Origin of the sequence: Paraburkholderia nemoris (assembly GCF_905221015.1) — a bacterium.
GTDB lineage: Bacteria > Pseudomonadota > Gammaproteobacteria > Burkholderiales > Burkholderiaceae > Paraburkholderia > Paraburkholderia nemoris.
Genome location: NZ_CAJNBO010000004.1, coordinates 177271 through 195766 on the forward strand (window position 1 = coordinate 177271; position 18496 = coordinate 195766).

At 64.3% G+C, this 18496-nt stretch carries 13 protein-coding genes; 6 read left to right on the forward strand and 7 right to left on the reverse strand.

The window, feature by feature from the left end:
- Window positions 1-40: 40 nt before the first annotated feature.
- Together argH and KHO33_RS07690 are read right to left on the reverse strand one after the other, a co-directional pair.
- Window positions 41-1447, reverse strand: a complete 1407-nt coding sequence (gene argH / locus KHO33_RS07685) for an argininosuccinate lyase (RefSeq protein ID WP_200564368.1) — start codon at window positions 1445-1447, stop codon at window positions 41-43.
- A 162-nt stretch (window positions 1448-1609) separates the two neighbouring features.
- The gene (locus tag KHO33_RS07690; RefSeq protein WP_093643881.1) at window positions 1610-2422 is read right to left on the reverse strand and encodes a helix-turn-helix transcriptional regulator; all 813 of its coding nucleotides are present in this window, start codon (window positions 2420-2422) and stop codon (window positions 1610-1612) included.
- A gap of 170 nt (window positions 2423-2592) precedes the next feature.
- Between KHO33_RS07690 and KHO33_RS07695 the strand changes: the two genes are divergently transcribed.
- Window positions 2593-3345, forward strand: a complete 753-nt coding sequence (locus KHO33_RS07695; protein ID WP_200564369.1) for a class I SAM-dependent methyltransferase — start codon at window positions 2593-2595, stop codon at window positions 3343-3345.
- 60 nt (window positions 3346-3405) lie between these two features.
- On the opposite strand, the gene ppc is transcribed toward KHO33_RS07695, so the two are convergent.
- On the reverse strand, window positions 3406-6600 hold the full coding sequence (gene ppc, locus KHO33_RS07700) for a phosphoenolpyruvate carboxylase (protein ID WP_200564370.1): 3195 nt from the start codon (window positions 6598-6600) through the stop codon (window positions 3406-3408).
- A 408-nt stretch (window positions 6601-7008) separates the two neighbouring features.
- On the opposite strand from ppc, the gene hemC reads away from it, so the two are divergent.
- The 3 genes from hemC to KHO33_RS07715 are packed head-to-tail and all read left to right on the forward strand — an operon-like array spanning window position 7009 to window position 11227.
- On the forward strand, window positions 7009-8013 hold the full coding sequence (gene hemC / locus KHO33_RS07705) for a hydroxymethylbilane synthase (protein ID WP_200564371.1): 1005 nt from the start codon (window positions 7009-7011) through the stop codon (window positions 8011-8013).
- The gene (hemDX, locus tag KHO33_RS07710) at window positions 8013-10034 is read left to right on the forward strand and encodes a fused uroporphyrinogen-III synthase HemD/membrane protein HemX (RefSeq protein ID WP_200564372.1); all 2022 of its coding nucleotides are present in this window, start codon (window positions 8013-8015) and stop codon (window positions 10032-10034) included. Before hemC ends, hemDX begins: the two co-directional genes overlap by 1 nt.
- 2 nt (window positions 10035-10036) lie before the next feature.
- The gene (locus KHO33_RS07715) at window positions 10037-11227 is read left to right on the forward strand and encodes a heme biosynthesis protein HemY (RefSeq protein WP_200564373.1); all 1191 of its coding nucleotides are present in this window, start codon (window positions 10037-10039) and stop codon (window positions 11225-11227) included.
- A 64-nt stretch (window positions 11228-11291) separates the two neighbouring features.
- Here the strand turns inward: KHO33_RS07715 and KHO33_RS07720 are convergent, their stop codons facing one another.
- The 3 genes from KHO33_RS07720 to KHO33_RS07730 all read right to left on the reverse strand — a co-directional run bounded on the left by KHO33_RS07720 (window position 11292) and on the right by KHO33_RS07730 (window position 14973).
- On the reverse strand, window positions 11292-12611 hold the full coding sequence (locus tag KHO33_RS07720) for an MFS transporter (protein WP_200564374.1): 1320 nt from the start codon (window positions 12609-12611) through the stop codon (window positions 11292-11294).
- Between the two features lie 84 nt (window positions 12612-12695).
- Window positions 12696-13454, reverse strand: a complete 759-nt coding sequence (locus KHO33_RS07725) for an SDR family oxidoreductase (protein WP_054035066.1) — start codon at window positions 13452-13454, stop codon at window positions 12696-12698.
- A 79-nt stretch (window positions 13455-13533) separates the two neighbouring features.
- Window positions 13534-14973, reverse strand: coding sequence for an aldehyde dehydrogenase family protein (locus KHO33_RS07730; RefSeq protein ID WP_200564375.1), 1440 nt, complete (start codon window positions 14971-14973; stop codon window positions 13534-13536).
- 265 nt (window positions 14974-15238) lie between these two features.
- Here KHO33_RS07730 and ppa point away from each other — a divergent pair, with 265 nt between their 5' ends.
- Window positions 15239-15766 carry an inorganic diphosphatase gene (ppa, locus tag KHO33_RS07735; protein ID WP_200564376.1) on the forward strand — a complete coding sequence of 176 codons (528 nt, stop codon included), beginning with the start codon at window positions 15239-15241 and terminating at the stop codon, window positions 15764-15766.
- A gap of 298 nt (window positions 15767-16064) precedes the next feature.
- On the forward strand, window positions 16065-18170 hold the full coding sequence (locus tag KHO33_RS07740) for an FUSC family protein (RefSeq protein WP_200564377.1): 2106 nt from the start codon (window positions 16065-16067) through the stop codon (window positions 18168-18170).
- Here KHO33_RS07740 and KHO33_RS07745 read toward each other — a convergent pair.
- Complete coding sequence (locus KHO33_RS07745; protein WP_054035064.1) at window positions 18167-18487, reverse strand: GIY-YIG nuclease family protein; 321 nt, start codon at window positions 18485-18487, stop codon at window positions 18167-18169. The two genes, KHO33_RS07740 and KHO33_RS07745, sit on opposite strands and share 4 nt — an antisense overlap.
- Window positions 18488-18496 lie beyond the last annotated feature (9 nt).

Consider the following 18496-nt stretch of genomic DNA (forward strand, 5'->3'; position numbering starts at 1 on the left):
CCGACAGGTTCGCCTTTGTTTCTTTGCGCCGCTTGCTAGCTTACTTCAAAGCTTCCCGTGCAGCCTTGACCGCCGCGAGCACCTGCTCGGGCGCCGTGCCGCCCGGATGGTTGCGGCTCGCCACCGAACCTTCGAGCGTCAGATACGAGAACACGTCTTCGCCGATCAGATGCGCGACGTTCGGCAGTTCCTTACGCATTTCTTCCAGCGTCAGGTCGGCCAGATCGCAGCCGCGGTCGGCACACACGCGAACCGCCAGCGCGACCGCTTCGTGTGCGTCGCGGAACGGCAGGCCGCGCTTGACCAGGTAGTCGGCGAGATCCGTTGCCGTGGAGAAACCTTGCAACGCGGCGTCGCGCATCGCTTGCGGCTTCACCGAGATGCCGGCGACCATTTCGGCGAAGATGCGCAGCGTGTCCGCGACCGTATCGACGGTGTCGAACAGCGGTTCCTTGTCTTCCTGATTGTCTTTGTTGTACGCGAGCGGCTGGCCTTTCATCAAGGTCAGCAGCGCGATCAGATGGCCGTTCACGCGGCCCGTCTTGCCACGCGCGAGTTCAGGCACGTCCGGGTTCTTCTTCTGCGGCATGATCGACGAGCCGGTGCAGAAACGGTCGGCCAGATCGATGAAGCCGACGCGCGGGCTCATCCACAACACGAGTTCTTCCGAGAAGCGCGACACGTGCGTCATGATCAATGCCGACGCTGCCGTGAACTCGATCGCGAAGTCGCGATCGGACACCGCGTCCAGCGAGTTCGCACAGATGCCGTCGAAGCCCAGCGTTTTCGCCACGGCATGACGGTCGATCGGATAGCTGGTGCCGGCCAGAGCGGCGGCACCCAGCGGCAGGCGATTCACGCGCTTGCGGCAATCGACCATGCGTTCGGCGTCGCGCGAAAACATTTCGACGTAGGCGAGCAGGTGGTGGCCGAACGTGACCGGCTGCGCGACTTGCAGGTGCGTGAAGCCCGGCATGATGGTCGACGCGTTTTTCTCCGCCATGTCGAGCAAGGCCGTGCGCAATTCCGTCAGCAGGCCGCCGATGCGTTCGATTTCGCCGCGCAGCCACAGGCGGATATCCGTCGCCACCTGGTCGTTACGCGAGCGGCCCGTGTGCAGGCGCTTGCCGGCGTCGCCGATCAGTGCGGTCAGGCGTGCTTCGATGTTCAGGTGCACGTCTTCCAGATCGAGTTGCCACTCGAACTCGCCTCGCTCGATTTCACCCTTGATCTGCGCCATGCCGCGTTGGATCGCGGCGAGGTCGTCGGCGGCGATGATCTTCTGCGCGGCCAGCATCGAGGCGTGCGCAAGCGACCCTTCGATATCGACGAGCGCCAGACGCTTGTCGAAGAAAACCGACGACGTGTAGCGTTTGACGAGCTCCGACATCGGCTCCGAGAAGCGAGCCGACCAGGCTTCGCCTTTTTTGTGCAGTTGGGACGTCATGGTGTTGGGCAGTTGAACGAGGTGAGGAGGCTGGCGGCGTTAGCGTATGTGCAGGCGCCGCGGAAGCGAAGAAAGACAGGGATTTTAACACTGGCGGACCGCATCAAAGACGCCGCCTGCCAGCGGCCACGTATGCTGCAGCGCGCCTCTGCTCCACCGCGGCTATTCCCGTACCAGCACCACCAGCTTCAGGTCCTCGCGATGCGCGGGCTTGAAGGTGATCTGGTCGTAGACGAGGCGGCCGTCGCGCGGATGGTTGAATTCGCGCCTGCCGCCCTCCCGGCCGCCGACGTCCTGCGACGCCCAGAAACGGGCGAACGCGTCGCTGGCGGCGGTGAGCGAGTCGATCAGCCCGCGGGTGGGGGCGTCGTTCAGATGGCGGATCGAGTCGGCGCGGAATTCGGCGGCGAGGCGCCGTGCGCGCGTTTCCCAGTCGACGATCAGCTCGCGCGCGGCCGGTTCGGTGAAGGTGTAGCGCAGCAGATTGCGGTCGTGCGTGCCGTCCAGCCAGCCGACGAACAGGTCGGCGGCGCGTTCGTTCCAGGCGAGCGCATTCCACTGCCGGTCGAGCACGTAGGCCGGTGCGTTCACGAGCTGTACGGTTTCGAGCAGGGTGGCGGGCGCGTCGGCGGCGGCTGGGTCCGGCTCGGCCGGGTCGCGCTGCGCGGCCAGTTCGAACAGATACGCCCGCTCGGCGCGCGACAGTTGCAGCGCGACAGCGATCCGCGCCAGTGCATCGGCGGAAGCGGAGACGGGGCGGCCCTGTTCGATCCACGTGTACCAGGTCGGGCTGACGCCGCACAGCTGCGCGACTTCCTCGCGCCGCAGACCGGGCGTGCGGCGGCGCGGGCCCGGCGGCAGACCGAGCGCTTGCGGCGAAAGCCGTTCGCGATGCGCACGGATGAAGTCGCCAAGTGCGCGGGCAGGCGTGGCTTCGAGCGGCGGCGGATTGTCGGCGGAGGACGGCGTGGTCATTCTGATCGGGCGGCGCTTGGCGGGGGTGGTGTTATCGATACCAGAATAATTGCTTAACTTGTACTGGTACACGGCGGGCTCTATTGTAACGACTGGAACGACGCAGTGCCGTCCAGAGAGACCCGGGCCCAAGCCCAGGCGCAACCCCACGTACATAACCGGAGCATCCCATGAAGCATCACGATCAGGTCGCCGACGCCTTCGGCTCGACCGCCGCCGCGTATTTGACGAGTCAGACGCATGCCACCGGCGCCGATCTGCAGACGCTGGCGGAATCGATCGCCGCGACGCCGGATGCGAAGGTGCTCGATATGGGCTGTGGCGCAGGTCACGCGAGTTTCGCGGTCGCGCCGCACGCGAAAGAAGTGGTCGCGTACGACATCGCGCCGCAGATGCTGGCGACTGTCGACGGCGCGGCCAAAGATCGCGGCCTCACTAACATCCGCACGCAACAGGGCGCCGCCGAAACGCTGCCGTTCGACGATCATTCGTTCGACTGGATCATCAGCCGGATGAGCGCTCATCACTGGCACGACGTGCCGCTTGCATTGGCCGAAGTGCGTCGCGTGTTGAAGCCGGGCGGCAAGGTGCTGTTCATCGACATCGCCGGCGCCGATCATCCGCTGCTCGACACGCATATTCAGGCAATCGAAGTGTTGCGTGACGGCTCGCATATCCGCGATTACCGCGCGGACGAATGGATTGCATTGTTCGAAGCGGCCGGTTTCACGGCATCGATTCGCGAGCGCTGGCGCATTGAGATTGAGTTCAGCTCGTGGGTGGCGCGCATGCGCACGCCGGAGCCGCGCGTGGTGGCGATTCGCTCGCTGTGGAGCAACTCGCCCGATGAAGTGCGCCAGTATTTCGACGTGCAGGAAGACGGCTCGTTCAAGCTCGACGCGCTGATGATCGCGGCGCAGTAAGTCTACGCAGTAAGTCGAATCAACCGGGCGGTACTACCCACCCGGTTGATGTGGCCTTGATCAGCCCGTATTGCGCAGCCCCGCCGCAATCCCGTTGATGCTCAAATGAATCCCGCGCCGCACGCGTGCGTTGGTATCGCCCGCGCGGTGACGCTTGAGCAACTCGACCTGCAAGTGGTTCAACGGATCGAGATACGGGAAGCGGTTCTTGATCGAACGCGCAAGCAACGGATTCTCCGCGAGCCGTTCGCTCTTGCCGGTGATCTCGGACAATACCTTCGATGTCCGCTCCCATTCCGCGACGATCCGCTCGAACACATGCTTGCGCAGCTTCTTGTCCGACACGAGCTGTGCGTAGCGCGAGGCCACCGCGAGGTCGGTCTTCGCCAGCACCATGTCCATGTTGGAGAGCAGGTTCGCGAAGAACGGCCACGTCTTGTGCATTTTCTTGAGCAGCGCAAGACGGCGGGTGCGCTCGGCGTCGCTTGGTGCGCTGTCCAGATGCGCGGCCACCGCGCTGCCGAAACCGTACCAGCCGGTCAGCAGCAAACGGCATTGGCCCCATGAGAAGCCCCACGGAATCGCGCGCAGATCTTCGATCTTGCGTTGCTTCGGGTCCTGCAATTTGCGCGAAGCCGGACGGCTGCCGATGTTCAGCTCGGCGATCTCGGCGATCGGCGTCGACTCGAAGAAATACTCCTTGAAGCCCGGCGTTTCGTAGACCAGCGCGCGATACGACGCCATCGCCGCGTCGGACAATTGCTGCATCGTTTCTTCGAAGGCGGGCAGTTGCGCGGGCGCAATGCCGTGCGGCAACAACGAGGCTTCGAGCGTTGCGGCCACCACCGTCTCCAGATTGCGCCGGCCGATTTCCGGATTGCCGAACTTGCTGGCGATCACTTCGCCTTGCTCGGTCAGGCGGATCTGGCCGTCGACGGTGCCCGGCGGCTGCGACAGAATCGCCTGATAGGTCGGGCCACCGCCACGGCCTACCGTGCCTCCGCGTCCATGGAACAGGCGCAGGGTCACGCCGCGTTCATTGAACAGCGACACGAGCGCCAGTTCGGCGCGGTACAGCTCCCAGTTCGACGTGAGGAAGCCGCCGTCCTTGTTGCTGTCCGAATAGCCGAGCATCACTTCCTGCTCGTTGCCCTGATGTTCGATCAGTGCGCCGACGCCCGGCAGCGCGATCAGATCGCGCATGATGTGCGGTGCGTTGCGCAAGTCGGGGATCGTTTCGAACAGTGGGATCACCATCAGCCCCGCGCGCGCCGGATCGTGCGCGTCGCCCAGGCGGCCGTGCAGCAGGCCGGTTTCCTTTTGCAGCAACATCACTTCGACCAGATCGCTGACGGTCTCCGTGTGCGAAATGATGTAGTTGCGCACCGCGCGCGCGCCAAACTTCTCACGCGTGACGCGGGCCTCTTCGAGCACGCCGAGTTCGCTCTTCACGAGGTCGGAGTACTCGGCGTACGGCAGGCGCAACGCTCGCGGCTGCGACAGTTCGGCGAGCAGCACCTTGAGCTTGTCTTCTTCGGAGAGCGACGCGTAGTCGTCTTCCACGCCCGCGCGCTTCAGCAACTCGGCGATCACCGCTTCATGGATGTCGGAGCTTTGACGCAAGTCGATGCTCGCCAGATGGAAGCCGAACACTTCGGCGGCGCGCGCGAGCGGCGACAGGCGGGGCGCCGCGAGCGGCGCGCCATGATGCTCGGCGAGCGAATCGATCAGCACGTGCAGGTCGCGCACGAATTCGGCGGAGTCGTCGTACGGTATCGCGCGGATCGGCGCCGCGCCGCGGCCTGCGCTGCGCACCGGCACGCTGCCTTCGCCCAGACGCACGCGAGCACTTGCCGCGAGTCGCGTGTACATGCCGATCAAGGCGCGGCGATACGGTTCGTCGGTGCGGTGCGGCGACTGGTCGGGCGAGATAGCCGCGAGCTCTTTCAACGCGTCGCTTGCGCCCGCGAGCAGGTTCGACACCGACAACTCGGCGCCCAGCTTGTGCACCTGCTCCATATAGTGTTCGAAGATCACCGCGGCCTGGCGGGTGATCGCGTGTTCGAGCGTTTCGGCCGTGACGTTCGGATTGCCGTCACGATCGCCGCCGATCCAGCTGCCCATCTGGAAGAACGGCGGCAGGCGCGCCTCGAGGCCGTGCTCGGCGAGCGCTTCCTCGATGTCGGCGTAGAGCGCCGGAATTTCTTCGAGGAAGGTGGCACGGTAATACGACAGCGCGTTTTCGATTTCATCGGCTACCGTCAGGCGCGAATCGCGCAGCATCCGCGTTTGCCAGAGCGACGTGACGCTCGCACGCAGCATCGCTTCGTTATGCGCGCGTTCGCGGTTGGTCAACTGCTGATCGCGTTCGGCGAGCAGTCGCGCGACGTCGTGCTGCGCGTCGAGAATGCTCTTGCGCTGCACCTCGGTAGGGTGCGCGGTCAGGACCGGCACGATCAACGCATCGTTGAAGAACTGCTGCAGGACCGGCGTCGCGGCGGCGCCTGCCTCGACGAGCCGTTCGAGCGCGTGCGCCATGGTGCCCGGCTGCGAGGTCGAGCCGGCCAGCGCGTGAATCCGGTGACGGCGATTGCGGTGGCGGTCTTCCGCAATATTCGCAAGATGCGAAAAGTAGCTGAACGCACGCACCACGCTGACCGTTTGCTCCGGGCTCAGCGAACGCAGTTTTTTATCGAGCGTTTGCGCGGCGGCGCTATCGTCTTCGCGGCGAAAACGCACGGCGGTCTGGCGGATCGTCTCCACGACGTCGAACACCGCGTCGCCTTCCTGTTCGCGCAGCACGTCACCGAGCAGGCGCCCGAGATAGCGGATGTCCTGGAACAGCGGATGGTCCTTGTCCTCGCGCGTGCGGCCGCTGCTTTTCGAGGCGGGCACGACCGTATCCGGCGAAACGGCTTGCAGCTTGGGCACCTGAGTGGCTTCCGGCGCGGCAACGCTTGCCACGGCCTTGGTCTTCGGGGATTTCGCCTTGGCCGGTTTCAGCGTCTGGGCGGCGTTCGCGGCTTGCGCCGCCTTACCTGTCCTGACGGCCTTCACTGTCTTGTCCGCCTTGGCGGGCGTGGAGGCTTTGGCGGATTTGGAGGTTTTGGCGACGTTAGCGGCCTGGCTTGCCTTGGCAGCTTTGCCGGCGCGTTGGGCCGGTGTGGACTGGGCAGCCGTTGCGGCGTCAGCCGCTTGAGCGTTGGGCGATGCAGTGTTGCGGCGGGCAGGGCGCGCCGATCCGGAAGACGTCACGATGGGTTTCCTCAGGGAAGCCAGGGTCTGTTGAGTGATGAACTGCTACTGCGGAACTGCACTAAGACTTGCAACGGGAACTGCGCGAAACCTGGACAACACGGTATGCGGCGATGGCAATACGCCGGAGAGGGTAGCCGCGTGTGCATTTGCATGAAGCGCACGAGGTGTGTGACGTGCATTGCGTGCACGACAGCCACGTTGCGCCGCATTGCATCATCCCGCATGCCGCGCTCCGGTGCGCGAACGACCGTGCTTGAACAGGCTGGGACGAGGCAGGCGTGCGCTCTACGAGGCCCGTCTCCTCCATCGATACCGCGCCGGCACGGCGCTCCGCTGTGCCTTGAGACACAAGGGCGCGTGCTAACATTGATTGTTATTACATCCCGTCATTCGATCAGCAAGCTAATGAACACCGAGACGTTTTCTGCGCCACCCCACACGCTTGTGATTGCGTCGCGAGAAAGCCGCCTTGCCATGTGGCAGGCGGAGCATGTGCAATGTGCGCTGCACAAATTATATCCATCTTGTGACGTAAAAATCCTCGGAATGACGACACGTGGCGATCAAATTCTCGATCGCACTTTGTCGAAGGTTGGTGGTAAGGGCCTCTTCGTCAAGGAACTGGAAGCGGCGCTGGCCGACGGCCGCGCCGACCTGGCCGTGCACTCGCTCAAAGACGTGCCCATGGAGCTGCCCGCGGGCTTCGCGCTCTCCACCATCATGGAGCGCGAAGATCCGCGCGACGCGCTGGTGTCGAACGAGTACGACTCGCTTGCCGCGTTGCCAGCCGGCGCCGTGGTCGGCACCTCCAGCCTGCGCCGCGAGGCTATGCTGCGCATGCGTTATCCGTACCTCGTGGTGCGCCCGTTGCGCGGCAATCTGGACACCCGTCTGTCGAAACTCGATCGCGGCGACTATGCGGCGATCATTCTGGCGGCTGCGGGTTTGAAGCGTTTGGGTCTTGGCGAGCGCATCCGCGCGAATCTCGATCCCGAAGACAGCTTGCCCGCAGCCGGTCAGGGCGCGCTCGGCATCGAGATTCGCGCCGATCGCGCGGACCTCGCGGCATGGCTCGCACCGTTGCATCATGAACACACGGCAGCGGCCGTCGAAGCGGAACGGATGGTCTCGCGCGCCCTCGGCGGCAGTTGCGAAGTGCCGCTCGCGGCCTATGCACACTGGCACGACGGCGCGCTGCATCTGCGCGGCATCGTCGCTACGCCTGACGGCCAGCGTGTATTGAGCGCGCACGCATCGGCGCCGGCGCCCACCGTCGAACGTGCTGTGGCGCTCGGCAAGGAAGTGGCGGACGCGCTCGAGCAGCAAGGTGCGATGGACATCGTCCGCGCGTTGAGCACGGCCAGCGGCCCCGCCGCAGGGTCGGCGGACAGCGCGGCGACCGGCGAGTGATGACGGCCGATATCCCAGGCAACGCATCCTCATCCGTCGGCAAGGCGGCGTTCACGGTCGTGATTACGCGACCGGCCGGTCAGTCGAACGAATTGATCGCGCAACTCGCAGCGGCGGGTGTCGACGTGCTCGACTTTCCGCTGATCGACATCGCACCGGTTACCGACGAAGCGCCGTTGCGTGCAGCGTTGGCCTCTCTGGAACGCTATGCACTTGTGGTGTTCGTCTCGCCTAATGCGGTCGATCACGCGTTTGCGAGGAGCGATGCGATCTGGCCGCACGCGCTGCCGATCGGTGTAGTCGGACCAGGCAGCGTGCAGGCGCTGGCGCGCCACGGCGTCGCGGCGCCGGCGTACACCATCATCAGCCCGTCGTTCGCACCCGAGGAAGATACGGCGCGCTTCGATTCCGAAGGCCTGTTCGCTGCGATCGATACCGCGCTCGGCGCGACGAGCCTCGAAGGCAAGCGCGTCCTGATCGTGCGCGGCGACGGCGGCCGCGAATGGCTCGCTGACCGCCTGCGCGAGGCGGGCGCCGAACTCGAAACGGTCGCGGCCTATCGCCGCCTCGTGCCGGAACCGTCGATCGGCGGCTGGGCGCGCGTGCACGCGCTTCTGGCCGGTGCGCCGCATGCCTGGCTGCTCACCAGCTCCGAGGGCGTGCGCAACCTGCACGAACTCGCGCAGGAGCACCTAACCGCCGACGAAATCACGCAACTGAAGCACGCTGATCTGGTCACGCCGCATCCCCGTATCGCGCAGACCGCGCGGGCATTGGGTTTTGATAGCATTACGGTGTCCGGTGCGGGCGATGAGCGTATTGCCCGCGCCTTGCTTGCCGCCGTCCCGACCGTTGTTCAACCGGTACCGTCCAACCCGGCTCATTCACCGGCTAAATCACGCATGACTGAAACGAACGCATCCACGAACGCTTCACCCCAGCCGGCCGCAACCACTGCGTTGCCGCCGAATCCACCCTTCACGCCCTACGAAGCGCAGCAAAAGCGCCGCAGCGCGAGCGGACCGCTGCTGTGGTTTGTCGTCGTGATCATCGCTTGTGCGGCGGGGGTGGGCGGCTATGCGCTCAATCGCAAGGTGGAGCGCACCGAGCAGCAGCTCGTGCAACGCCAGCAGGCCAACGACGCGCAGACCAACGACTTGCGCGTCAAGACCGATCAGGCGCTGGCCACGGTGCATCAGTCCGACTCGCAGGTGGCGCAACTCGAAGGCAAGCTTGCGGATGCGCAGACCGCGCAGCAGGCGCTGCAACAGCAATACGCCGATCTCGCCCGCAATCGCGACGACTGGACAATGGCCGAAGTGGGCCAGATGCTGTCGGCCGCGAGCCAGCAATTGCAGCTCACAGGCAATACGCAGCTCGCGCTGTTCGCGCTGCAAAGCGCGGACACGCGTCTCGCCGCGTCGGATAGCCCGCAGGCCGTGACCGTGCGCAAGGCGATCGCGCAAGACATCGACAAGCTGAAGTCTGCACCGTCCACTGATCTGACGGGTATGGCGATCAAGCTCGACAACGCGATCGACCAGGTCGACAACCTGCCGCTCTCCGGCGAAGCCCCGATTGCTCACGCAACGCCGAAGGCCGCCACCTGGGCCGATACGGCGAAGGTGGCCGCGGCCACCGGCGAGCCGCGTTGGAAAGTGTGGTGGCGTGAAGTCACAACCGGCATCGGCCAGCAGCTCACCAGCCTCGTGCAGGTGCGCCGCATCGATAACGCCGACGCCATGCTCGTCACGCCCGATCAAGGCTATTTCGTACGCGAGAATCTGAAGCTGCGTTTGCTGTCGGCGCGGCTCGCGCTGCTCTCGCGCAACCAGACCACGCTGAAATCCGATCTGCAGGCGGCGCAGGCGGCGCTCACGCGCTACTTCGACAATACCTCGAAGAAAACGCAGACCGTGGTCGAACTGGTCAAGCAGGTGGATGCGGGCTCGGCCGCGGTTGAACTGCCGAATCTGAACACCAGTCTGCAGGCCGTCAATCAATACCGGAGCCGAGGTTAATCATGGCAATCCGGGGACTTCTATGGCTCGCGCTGCTGTTCGCCATCGCGGTGGTGCTGGCGGTGGTCGGACGCTTCGACATGGGGCAGGTGCTGCTGGTCTATCCGCCGTACCGCGTCGACATCTCGCTGAATCTGTTCGTGGTCGGGCTGGTGGTGCTGTTCATCCTGATGTACGCGCTGCTGCGCATCGTGCGCAACATCTGGCGCATGCCGCAGCGCGTGGCGGCCTATCGCGCACGCTCGCGTGTCGCGAAGGCGCACGCCGCTCTGCGTGACGCGATCGGCAATCTGTACGCCGGGCGTTTCTCGCGCGCTGAAAAAGCCGCGAAAGATTCGCTCACGAATGGGGACAACAAGGGCGCGGCTGGTTTGATCGCGGCCACCGCGGCGCATCGCATGCATGAATATGCGCGGCGCGACGAGTGGCTCGCCCAGATCGACGGGGCCGACTGGCAGGACGCGCGCCTGATGGCCACTGCCGACATGCGTGCCGATGGCCGCGACGCGGACGGCGCACTCGCCGCGCTGACCGAAATGCAGTCGCAGGGCTCACGGCGGATCCACGCGCAGCAGATCACGTTGCGCGCGCAACAGCAATTGAAGAACTGGGGCGAAGTGCTCAAGCTCGTCAAGACGCTGGAAAAACGCGAAGCGATCCACCCGGCGGTCGCGGTGCGCTTGCGTCAGCTCGCGGCGGAAAACCTGCTGCGCGACCGGCGTCATAACGCCGATGCGCTGCTGGAGTTGTGGAATTCGCTGTCGGCGACGGAACGTCATTCGCCGCGTCTCGCCGATCTCGCCGCCGAACTGCTGGTAGCGCTGAATCGTCCGCAGGAAGCACGCAAGATCGTCGAAGAAGCGCTGGCGCAGAACTGGGACGCGCGTCTGCTGCGCCGTTATCCGGACACGACCGGGGGCGACGCGTTGCCGCTGATCCAGAAGGCCGAAGGCTGGCAGAAGGATCGCCCGGAAGATGCGGATTTGATGTTCGCGTTGGGCCGCCTATGCCTGCATCAGCAGTTGTGGGGCAAGGCGCAATCGTTCCTCGAGCGCGCACTGAAACTGGCCGACAATGAGACGCTGAAAATTCGTTCGCATCGCGCGTTGGCGCGTTTGCATGAACAGATCGGCGATTCGGCCAAGGCGAGCGAGCATTATCGCGAGAGTGCGTTGGCGATGAATATCGTTTGATGCGTTGAGCGCGGCACCAGATGGAAAAAGCCCCCGGCGTTTTGTAACGCCGGGGGCTTTTTCGTCACTTATTGACCATCTTCGCCGGCACGCTGATCGCCAGCAGACCACCGAGGATCATGAACGCCGCCAGCATATACATGCCGGAGTCGTTCGCCGCAGTCGCCTGCTTCAGCCAGCCGACCGCATACGGGCTGAGAAAGCCCGCGAGATTGCCGATCGAATTGATCATCGCGATACCGGCGGCCGCGCCCGTGCCGGCGAGGATCGCCGTTGGCAAACTCCAGAACAGCGGCAGCGTGGTGAGGATGCCCATGGTCGCGAGCGTGAGCGAGGCCATCGCCAGCACCGTGTTGTGCGCCCACACCACAGAGAGCACGAGACCGATCGCCCCGGCGAAGGCCGGCAATGCGATATGCCAGCGCCGCTCGCGTTTGCGGTCCGCGCTGCGCGACACGAACACCATTGCGACCACCGCCGCGGCAAACGGAATCGCCGACAGGATGCCGATCATGAACGCATCCGTCACGCCGGTCGCCTTGATGATGGTCGGCAGCCAGAAGCTCACGCCATAGAGGCCCATCACGAACGAGAAGTACGTGAGGCTCAGCATCAGCACGCGGCCGCTCGTGAGCACCTCACGAATCGGCATGTCGTGCTTGGTGGCTTCTTCGGCTGACACCTGACGTTCGAGCAGTTCCTTCTCTTCCTTGGTGAGCCACTTGGCCTTCGAAATGCGGTCGTCCAGCAGCAGAAACACCATGATCCCGACGATCACCGAAGGAATCCCTTCAAGGAGAAACAGCCACTGCCAGCCATGCCAGCCGTTCATGCCGTTGAAGCTCTTCAGGATATAGCCCGACACCGGGCCGCCGATCACGCCGGACAACGCGATTGCCGTCATGAACCAGGTGGTCATGCGGCCACGCCGGTGCGACGGATACCAGTAGGTTAGGTACAGGATGATGCCGGGGAAGAAGCCTGCTTCGGCGAGCCCGAGCAGGAAGCGCATCACATAGAACATGGTCGGCGTGGTGACGAACATGGTCAGCATTGAGATCACGCCCCACGACACCATGATCCGTGCGATCCACACCCGCGCGCCCACCTTGTGCAGGATGACGTTGCTCGGAATCTCGAAGATGAAATAGCCGAGGAAGAAAATCCCCGCACCGAAGCCGTAGACCGCGTCGCTCAGGCCCAGATCGGTGGTCATCTGCAGCTTGGCGAAGCCGACGTTGACGCGATCGAGATACGCGACCACGTAGCAGAGCATCAGGAACGGCGCGAGCCGCCAACTGACCTTGCGGTAGGTCGCCTCTTCGAAGCTGGAAGGTGGCGCCCCCGCGCCGGGATGATGGAGCGGATTTGCAGGACTAGCCATGGTGTCTCCTTTTTTCTTGTGGAAATGAAGTACCGCCGTCGATCGCGATTCTAGCCGTGCTGGATGGTTTGGCTTGCATGGCGTTTACACGCAGCGCCCGCCGTCCACTTCGAGGCATACGCCGGTGATGAACTCGGCCTCGTCCGAGGCGAGATAGAGCGCCGCGTTGGCGATATCCTGCGGCGTCGAGAAACGCCCGAGCGGAATGCCGGCGAGAAAGCGCTTGCGATTCTCCGGTGTATCTTCGACGCCCATGAATTCGGTCAGCAGCGCTGTCTCGCCCATCACGGGATTCACACAGTTCACCCGAATGCGGTCCGGGCCCAGTTCGACGGCGAGCGACTTGCTGGCGATGATCACCGCGCCCTTGCTGCCGTTGTACCAGATGAGGCCCGGCCGTGGCCGCACACCCGCCGTCGACGCGATATTGATGAAAACGCCGCCGCCTTGCTGGCGGAAATACGGCACGAATTCCTGCACGCTCCAGTAGATGCTTTTGACGTTCACCGCGTAGACACGGTCGAATTCGGCTTCCGTCACGTCGAGCACCGGTTTGTTGCGATGTGTGGTGCCGGCGTTGTTGACGACGATCTGCACGCTGCCGAAGTCTTCGAGCGCGGCCTCGCGCAGCTTTTGCCAATCCTCTCGTAGCGCGACGTTGCCGGCCACCGCGATCGCCTTGCCGCCGGCGATGGCGATTTCGCTCGCCACACGTTCGGCCGCGGCGCCGTTCAGATCGTTGACCACCACGTTCGCGCCTTCGCGCGCGTAGGTCTTCGCGATGCCTTCGCCGAAACCCGAGCCGCCACCCGTGACGATGGCCGTTTTACCTGTCAACCGCATGATGTCTCCGTTGTTTTGTTGTGGATGGTGCTGCTTTGACTAACTTCGCTGCGAATTCAACCGCATTGACCCAGCCTGCCTAGCCGTGACGAATGGCGATGGTTTTCAACACCGTGAAGCCGTACAGCGCTTCGAAACCCTTTTCACGTCCATGACCTGAATGCTTCACGCCGCCGAACGGCAATTCGACGCCGCCGCCCGCGCCATAGTTGTTGATGAACACCTGGCCGGAGCGCAGACGCCGTGCGAGGCGCATCTGCCGGGCGCCGTCGCGCGTCCAGATACCCGCGACCAGACCGTATTGCGTGCCGTTGGCGAGCGCGAGCGCTTCGTCTTCGTCGGCGAACGACATCGCGGCTAGGACGGGGCCGAATACTTCGTCGCGCGCGAGACGGTGGCTTGCGGGCACGTCGCGCAGCAAGGTGGGCGCCTGATAGAAGCCGCTTTCGGGCGCTTCGGGGATGACTTCGCCGTGCGCCGCCATCGGGATGCCGTCGTGCTGGGCGTCGGAGAGAAAGTCCCACACGCGCTGTTGCTGCTTCGCATTGATCAGCGGACCGCAATCGAGATCGGCGTGCGACGGTCCGACCCGCAGCGCGTGGAACGCGCTGCTCAGCCGGTCGAGCAAGGGCTCGTAAATCGCCCGGTCGATCAGCACGCGGCTGCCCGCAGAGCAGGTTTGCCCGGCGTTCTGCACAATCGCCGACACCAGCACGGGCAGCGCTACGTCGAGATCCGCATCGGCGAACACGATTTGAGGCGATTTGCCGCCCAGTTCCAGCGTCGCCGGCACGTGGTTCTCCGCGGCCATTTGCGTGACGAGCTTGCCGGTTTCGGGCGAGCCGGTGAAGGAGATGTGATCGATGCCGGGATGACGCGCGAGTGCTGCGCCCGCTTCGTGCCCGTAACCGGTGACGATATTCAGCGCGCCCGCCGGCAAGCCCGCCTCGGCCGCCAGTTCGGCGACGCGCAATACCGAGAGGCACGCGTCTTCCGCCGGCTTGACGACGCACGCATTGCCGGTGGCGAGCGCCGCGCCGACGCTGCGGCCGAAGATCTGCATCGGGTAGTTCCACGGCACGATATGGCCGGTCACGCCGTGCGGTTCGCGGATCGTCAGCACCGTGTAGCCGGCCTGATAGGGCAGCGTTTCGCCGTGCAGTTTGTCCGCCGCGCCGGCGTAAAACTCGAAATAGCGCGTGAGCGCAGCCGAATCGGCGCGCGCCTGTTTGAGCGGCTTGCCGGTGTCGCGGGCTTCGAGTTGGGCGAGTTCTTCCTGATGGGCGGCCACCAGCATCGACAGCCGGTACAGCACGCGGCCGCGTTCGGCGGCGCTCGCTTCGCCCCATGCGCCTTCGAAGGCGCGGCGGGCGGCATGGACGGCGGCGTCGATATCCGCCGCGGTGCCGCGAGCCAGCCGGGTGAACGGCTGGCCGTCCGATGGATCGAGCACGGCGATCGTTTCGCCGCCTGACGCAGCGGACCATTCGCCGCCGATGAAATGCCGGGCTTCTTCCATGCATGCTCCTTGAGGTGTCACCCAGCCATGATTCAAGCCGTGATTCAGGCCGAGGTCAGATATGCGGTGTTCACAAACGAGCGGCACAATCGAGCGACGCCAGACGATTATCGCGCCGATCCAGGCAGAGGTGCCATCGGCCGATTGGCTATAATGGCGTATTCCGCACTGTCCGGCCGTAGCGCCTCGGGCTGGCGAGTTTCACGCCGCTCGAGATCACGCGCCGCACGCCGTGTTCCGAATTCCATCTGATCAGAGAGCGCTCATGAGCTTCAATAACGTCCCCGCAGGCAAAGACCTTCCGCAAGATTTCAACGTCATCATCGAAATCCCGGCGCAAAGCGATCCGGTGAAGTACGAAGCTGACAAGGAAACGGGTCTGCTCCACGTCGACCGTTTCATCGGCACGGGCATGCGCTATCCGGCGAACTACGGCTACATTCCGCAAACGCTGTCGGGCGACGGCGATCCGGTCGACGTGCTGGTGATCACGCCGTTCCCGCTGCTGGCCGGCTCGGTGGTCCGTGCCCGCGCACTCGGCATGCTGCAAATGACCGACGAATCGGGCGTCGACGCCAAGCTGGTCGCCGTCGCGCATGACAAGGTCTGCCCGATGACCGCCGATCTCAAGTCGATCGACGACGTTCCGGTCTACCTGAAGGACCAGATCAAGCACTTCTTCGAGCAATACAAGGCGCTGGAGAAGGGCAAGTGGGTGAAGGTCGACGGTTGGGCGGGCATCGAAGCCGCTCACAAGGAAATCACCGAAGGCGCGGCGAACTACAAGAAGTAAGCTGCGTTACATCGCTGCCTGATGAAAAAACCGCGTGAGCCTGCAAGGGCCACGCGGTTTTTTCATGGGCGGCGTTTTCGGGAATTCCGCTCTCCGCCCAGCGGGTCTTGCCACCAGTGCGCTGTCTGGCCGGGCGTTGCGGCGCATAGACACAACGCATCGAATGGATGAACCGAAGGCATTTTTATATATGAGTGTTAACCCTTATCATTCGGCGGCCGCGGCGGGTTTTCCGCCGTCGGCGTATTAATGCGCTGAGGTAGCGCCAACGTGCGTTTTTTGGAAGCCCACCGTCCGGATGCTGAATCGCAAGTCCAACCCTTCGTCGCTGCGCTGGCCGAGCCGCCTGTACGCGAGCTTGTATGCGCTCGTCACCGCGATCTACCGCAAACGGCCGGTATGGATGGTGTCGTTTTCGACGAGCGAGGCCAACCTGTCGGAAGGGCTGAGAGCCGCTTGCGCATCCACCGCCATGCTGGTGCTCGGCAATCTGTTGCACGACCCGGTATTTGCATGGGCCGCGATCGGCGCTTTCTGGACCTGTCTTGCGGATGCGGCCGGCTCGAATCGCGCGCGCTTCGCCTCGATGATGGGCTTTGCGCTTCTGTCCACCGTGTGCGGTGGCGTGACCGCCTTTGCGTCAGGCGAGGGAACGGTGTTCGCGGCGCTTGCGATTCTGATATTCACGACGCTCGGTGCGTTCGGCAGGATCTGGGGCGCCGCTACATCGCAGGTGACGATTCTCGCGGCGACCGCCTGTGTGGTGATGGTCGACCGGCCGATGCACAACCTTCGCGAAGGGGTGGCGTTTCTCGGCATCTATCTGGCCGGATGCCTGTTCGCCGTCGTGCTGAGCTTGACCGTCTGGCGCATTCATCCGTTCGGCACGAGCCGCGCTTCGCTGCGTGCCGTGTATCTGCGTCTGGCTGATATCGCCTTGGACAGCGCGCGCCTGCTCGAAGCGCGCGCAGCGCCTGGCGAGTGGGCCACGCATGCCGCGAAATTTCGCGCCGATGCACGCGCTGCGCTGGAGCGCTCGCGCAAGGCGCTGGCGAACGTGCCTGGCTCACGAACGGCCGGCCGGGAAGACTACGACAATCTGCTGGCCCTCTTGACCGAGAGTGAAGCGCTCTTTGCGTACCTGATTGCGGTCACCGGCGCCTGCGAAAAAACCCCGCAAGACGCACGTCGCACCAGACGCGCGGCGCGGTTGCTGATCGGGCTGGGCGAGGTTCTGCGAAGAATCGGCGTGGCCAGCAACGAAGCCCAATGGAATCGTCTCGCCGATCTGCAACTCCGTTTGCGACGCCTTGCGCGGCGACTCGAATCCGCGCTGATGGAACCTGTGACATTGAAGTTCGACTTCGAACTGGTCGATTTCGCGCCGACGACTGCGCAGCCGCTCGGGTGGTCGGACAGTGCCGCCAGACTGCTGACGCGGACATGGTCGACCCTCAAGGCAAACCTCTCCGTTCAGTCGGTCGGCTTGCGCCACGCTGCCCGTGTAGGCGTCACAACCACGGCGGGCTTTCTGGTCATCCGGGCGCTCGGGCTTCCGTTCGGCTACTGGGCAACCATGGCGACGCTGCTGATCCTGCAACCGTCCATTGCCGCGACCTGGCCACGGAGTATCGAGCGTGCAGCCGGGAGCATCGTCGGAGGCCTGCTGGCGGCCGTGATCGGCTATGCGATTCATTCGCCCCTTGGCATTTCACTGGCGGTGTTTCCGCTGGTGGTGGCCACCATGGCGCTGCGTCCCGTCAGCTACAGCCTCTTCGTACTTTTCCTGACACCGACCTTCGTGCTCGTGGCCGACTTCGCGACGCCCGGCGCCAGCGAATTCGCCTTCGCGTTGACGCGGCTCGGCAACAACGTGCTGGGTTGTGTATTGGCGCTGCTGGCCACGTTCTATCTATGGCCGACGCGGGAAAAGGTCGACTATCGCGCCTATCTGAGCGACGCGGTGCGGGCCAATCTTGCGTACCTGAGGGCTGCACTGGAGTCGCCGGACCGAAGCGAGAAGGACATGGAACGCCTGCGCCGGGCCGCGGGTTTGGGCAGCAATAACGCCGAGGAGGCCATCGGCCGCATTCGACTCGAAAAGCTCGAGGACTCCATGGTCGACACGGTGACGCTGACGGTACTGAGCGTGTTGCGAAAGATGGCGGGTACGGCGACGCAACTGCGCTTGAGTACGAACCGGCGCAGCATGCACGATGAACTCGGCGCGTGGATTGACACCACGAGTGCCGACATCGAGGCGGCTTTGAACCGGACGTTGCGGCCGATCCGGCACGACCTTCCGCCGCGGGAGCGGTTGACGTCGCTGGAGGCGGACGCGGTGGGCGAAATCGCGCTGATGCATCGGCTGCTGACTGAGCGGATGCGTGAGGCGCGGGGTTAGGTGGACGATGGCTCGTCGGTGGCAGCCGGCTCTGGCTCTGGTTCGGGCACGGGCAACACGGATTCGAGCGTGCGCAGTCCCGCGCCTAGCGCGCGCTTTTCGGCAGGCGGCAAACGCTTGACCCAATACTCTGCGCGCGAAGCGCTTGACCGGTCGGCCAACTCAAACGACACCAGCACCTGCACCGGCTTGCGCGAACGCGTATAGCGCGCGCCTTCACCGCTCACATGTTTGTCGAAGCGAGCCTGCACATCGGTGGCAATGCCGGTATAGACGCTGCCGTCCGAGCATTCGAGCAGATACAGAAACCACGCCATGGGTACGCT

Excerpts from the sequence above, each read along its gene's own strand:
- KHO33_RS07730 (WP_200564375.1), bottom strand. The coding sequence starts at position 14,973 with ATGGAAGAAGCCCGGCATTTCATCGGCGGCGAATGGTCCGCTGCGTCA.
- KHO33_RS07715 (WP_200564373.1), top strand. The coding sequence starts at position 10,037 with ATGGCAATCCGGGGACTTCTATGGCTCGCGCTGCTGTTCGCCATCGCG.
- KHO33_RS07740 (WP_200564377.1), top strand. The coding sequence starts at position 16,065 with ATGCTGAATCGCAAGTCCAACCCTTCGTCGCTGCGCTGGCCGAGCCGC.
- argH (WP_200564368.1), bottom strand. The coding sequence starts at position 1,447 with ATGACGTCCCAACTGCACAAAAAAGGCGAAGCCTGGTCGGCTCGCTTC.
- KHO33_RS07745 (WP_054035064.1), bottom strand. The coding sequence starts at position 18,487 with ATGGCGTGGTTTCTGTATCTGCTCGAATGCTCGGACGGCAGCGTCTAT.
- KHO33_RS07725 (WP_054035066.1), bottom strand. The coding sequence starts at position 13,454 with ATGCGGTTGACAGGTAAAACGGCCATCGTCACGGGTGGCGGCTCGGGT.
- hemC (WP_200564371.1), top strand. The coding sequence starts at position 7,009 with ATGAACACCGAGACGTTTTCTGCGCCACCCCACACGCTTGTGATTGCG.
- KHO33_RS07695 (WP_200564369.1), top strand. The coding sequence starts at position 2,593 with ATGAAGCATCACGATCAGGTCGCCGACGCCTTCGGCTCGACCGCCGCC.
- ppa (WP_200564376.1), top strand. The coding sequence starts at position 15,239 with ATGAGCTTCAATAACGTCCCCGCAGGCAAAGACCTTCCGCAAGATTTC.
- KHO33_RS07690 (WP_093643881.1), bottom strand. The coding sequence starts at position 2,422 with ATGACCACGCCGTCCTCCGCCGACAATCCGCCGCCGCTCGAAGCCACG.
- KHO33_RS07720 (WP_200564374.1), bottom strand. The coding sequence starts at position 12,611 with ATGGCTAGTCCTGCAAATCCGCTCCATCATCCCGGCGCGGGGGCGCCA.
- hemDX (WP_200564372.1), top strand. The coding sequence starts at position 8,013 with ATGACGGCCGATATCCCAGGCAACGCATCCTCATCCGTCGGCAAGGCG.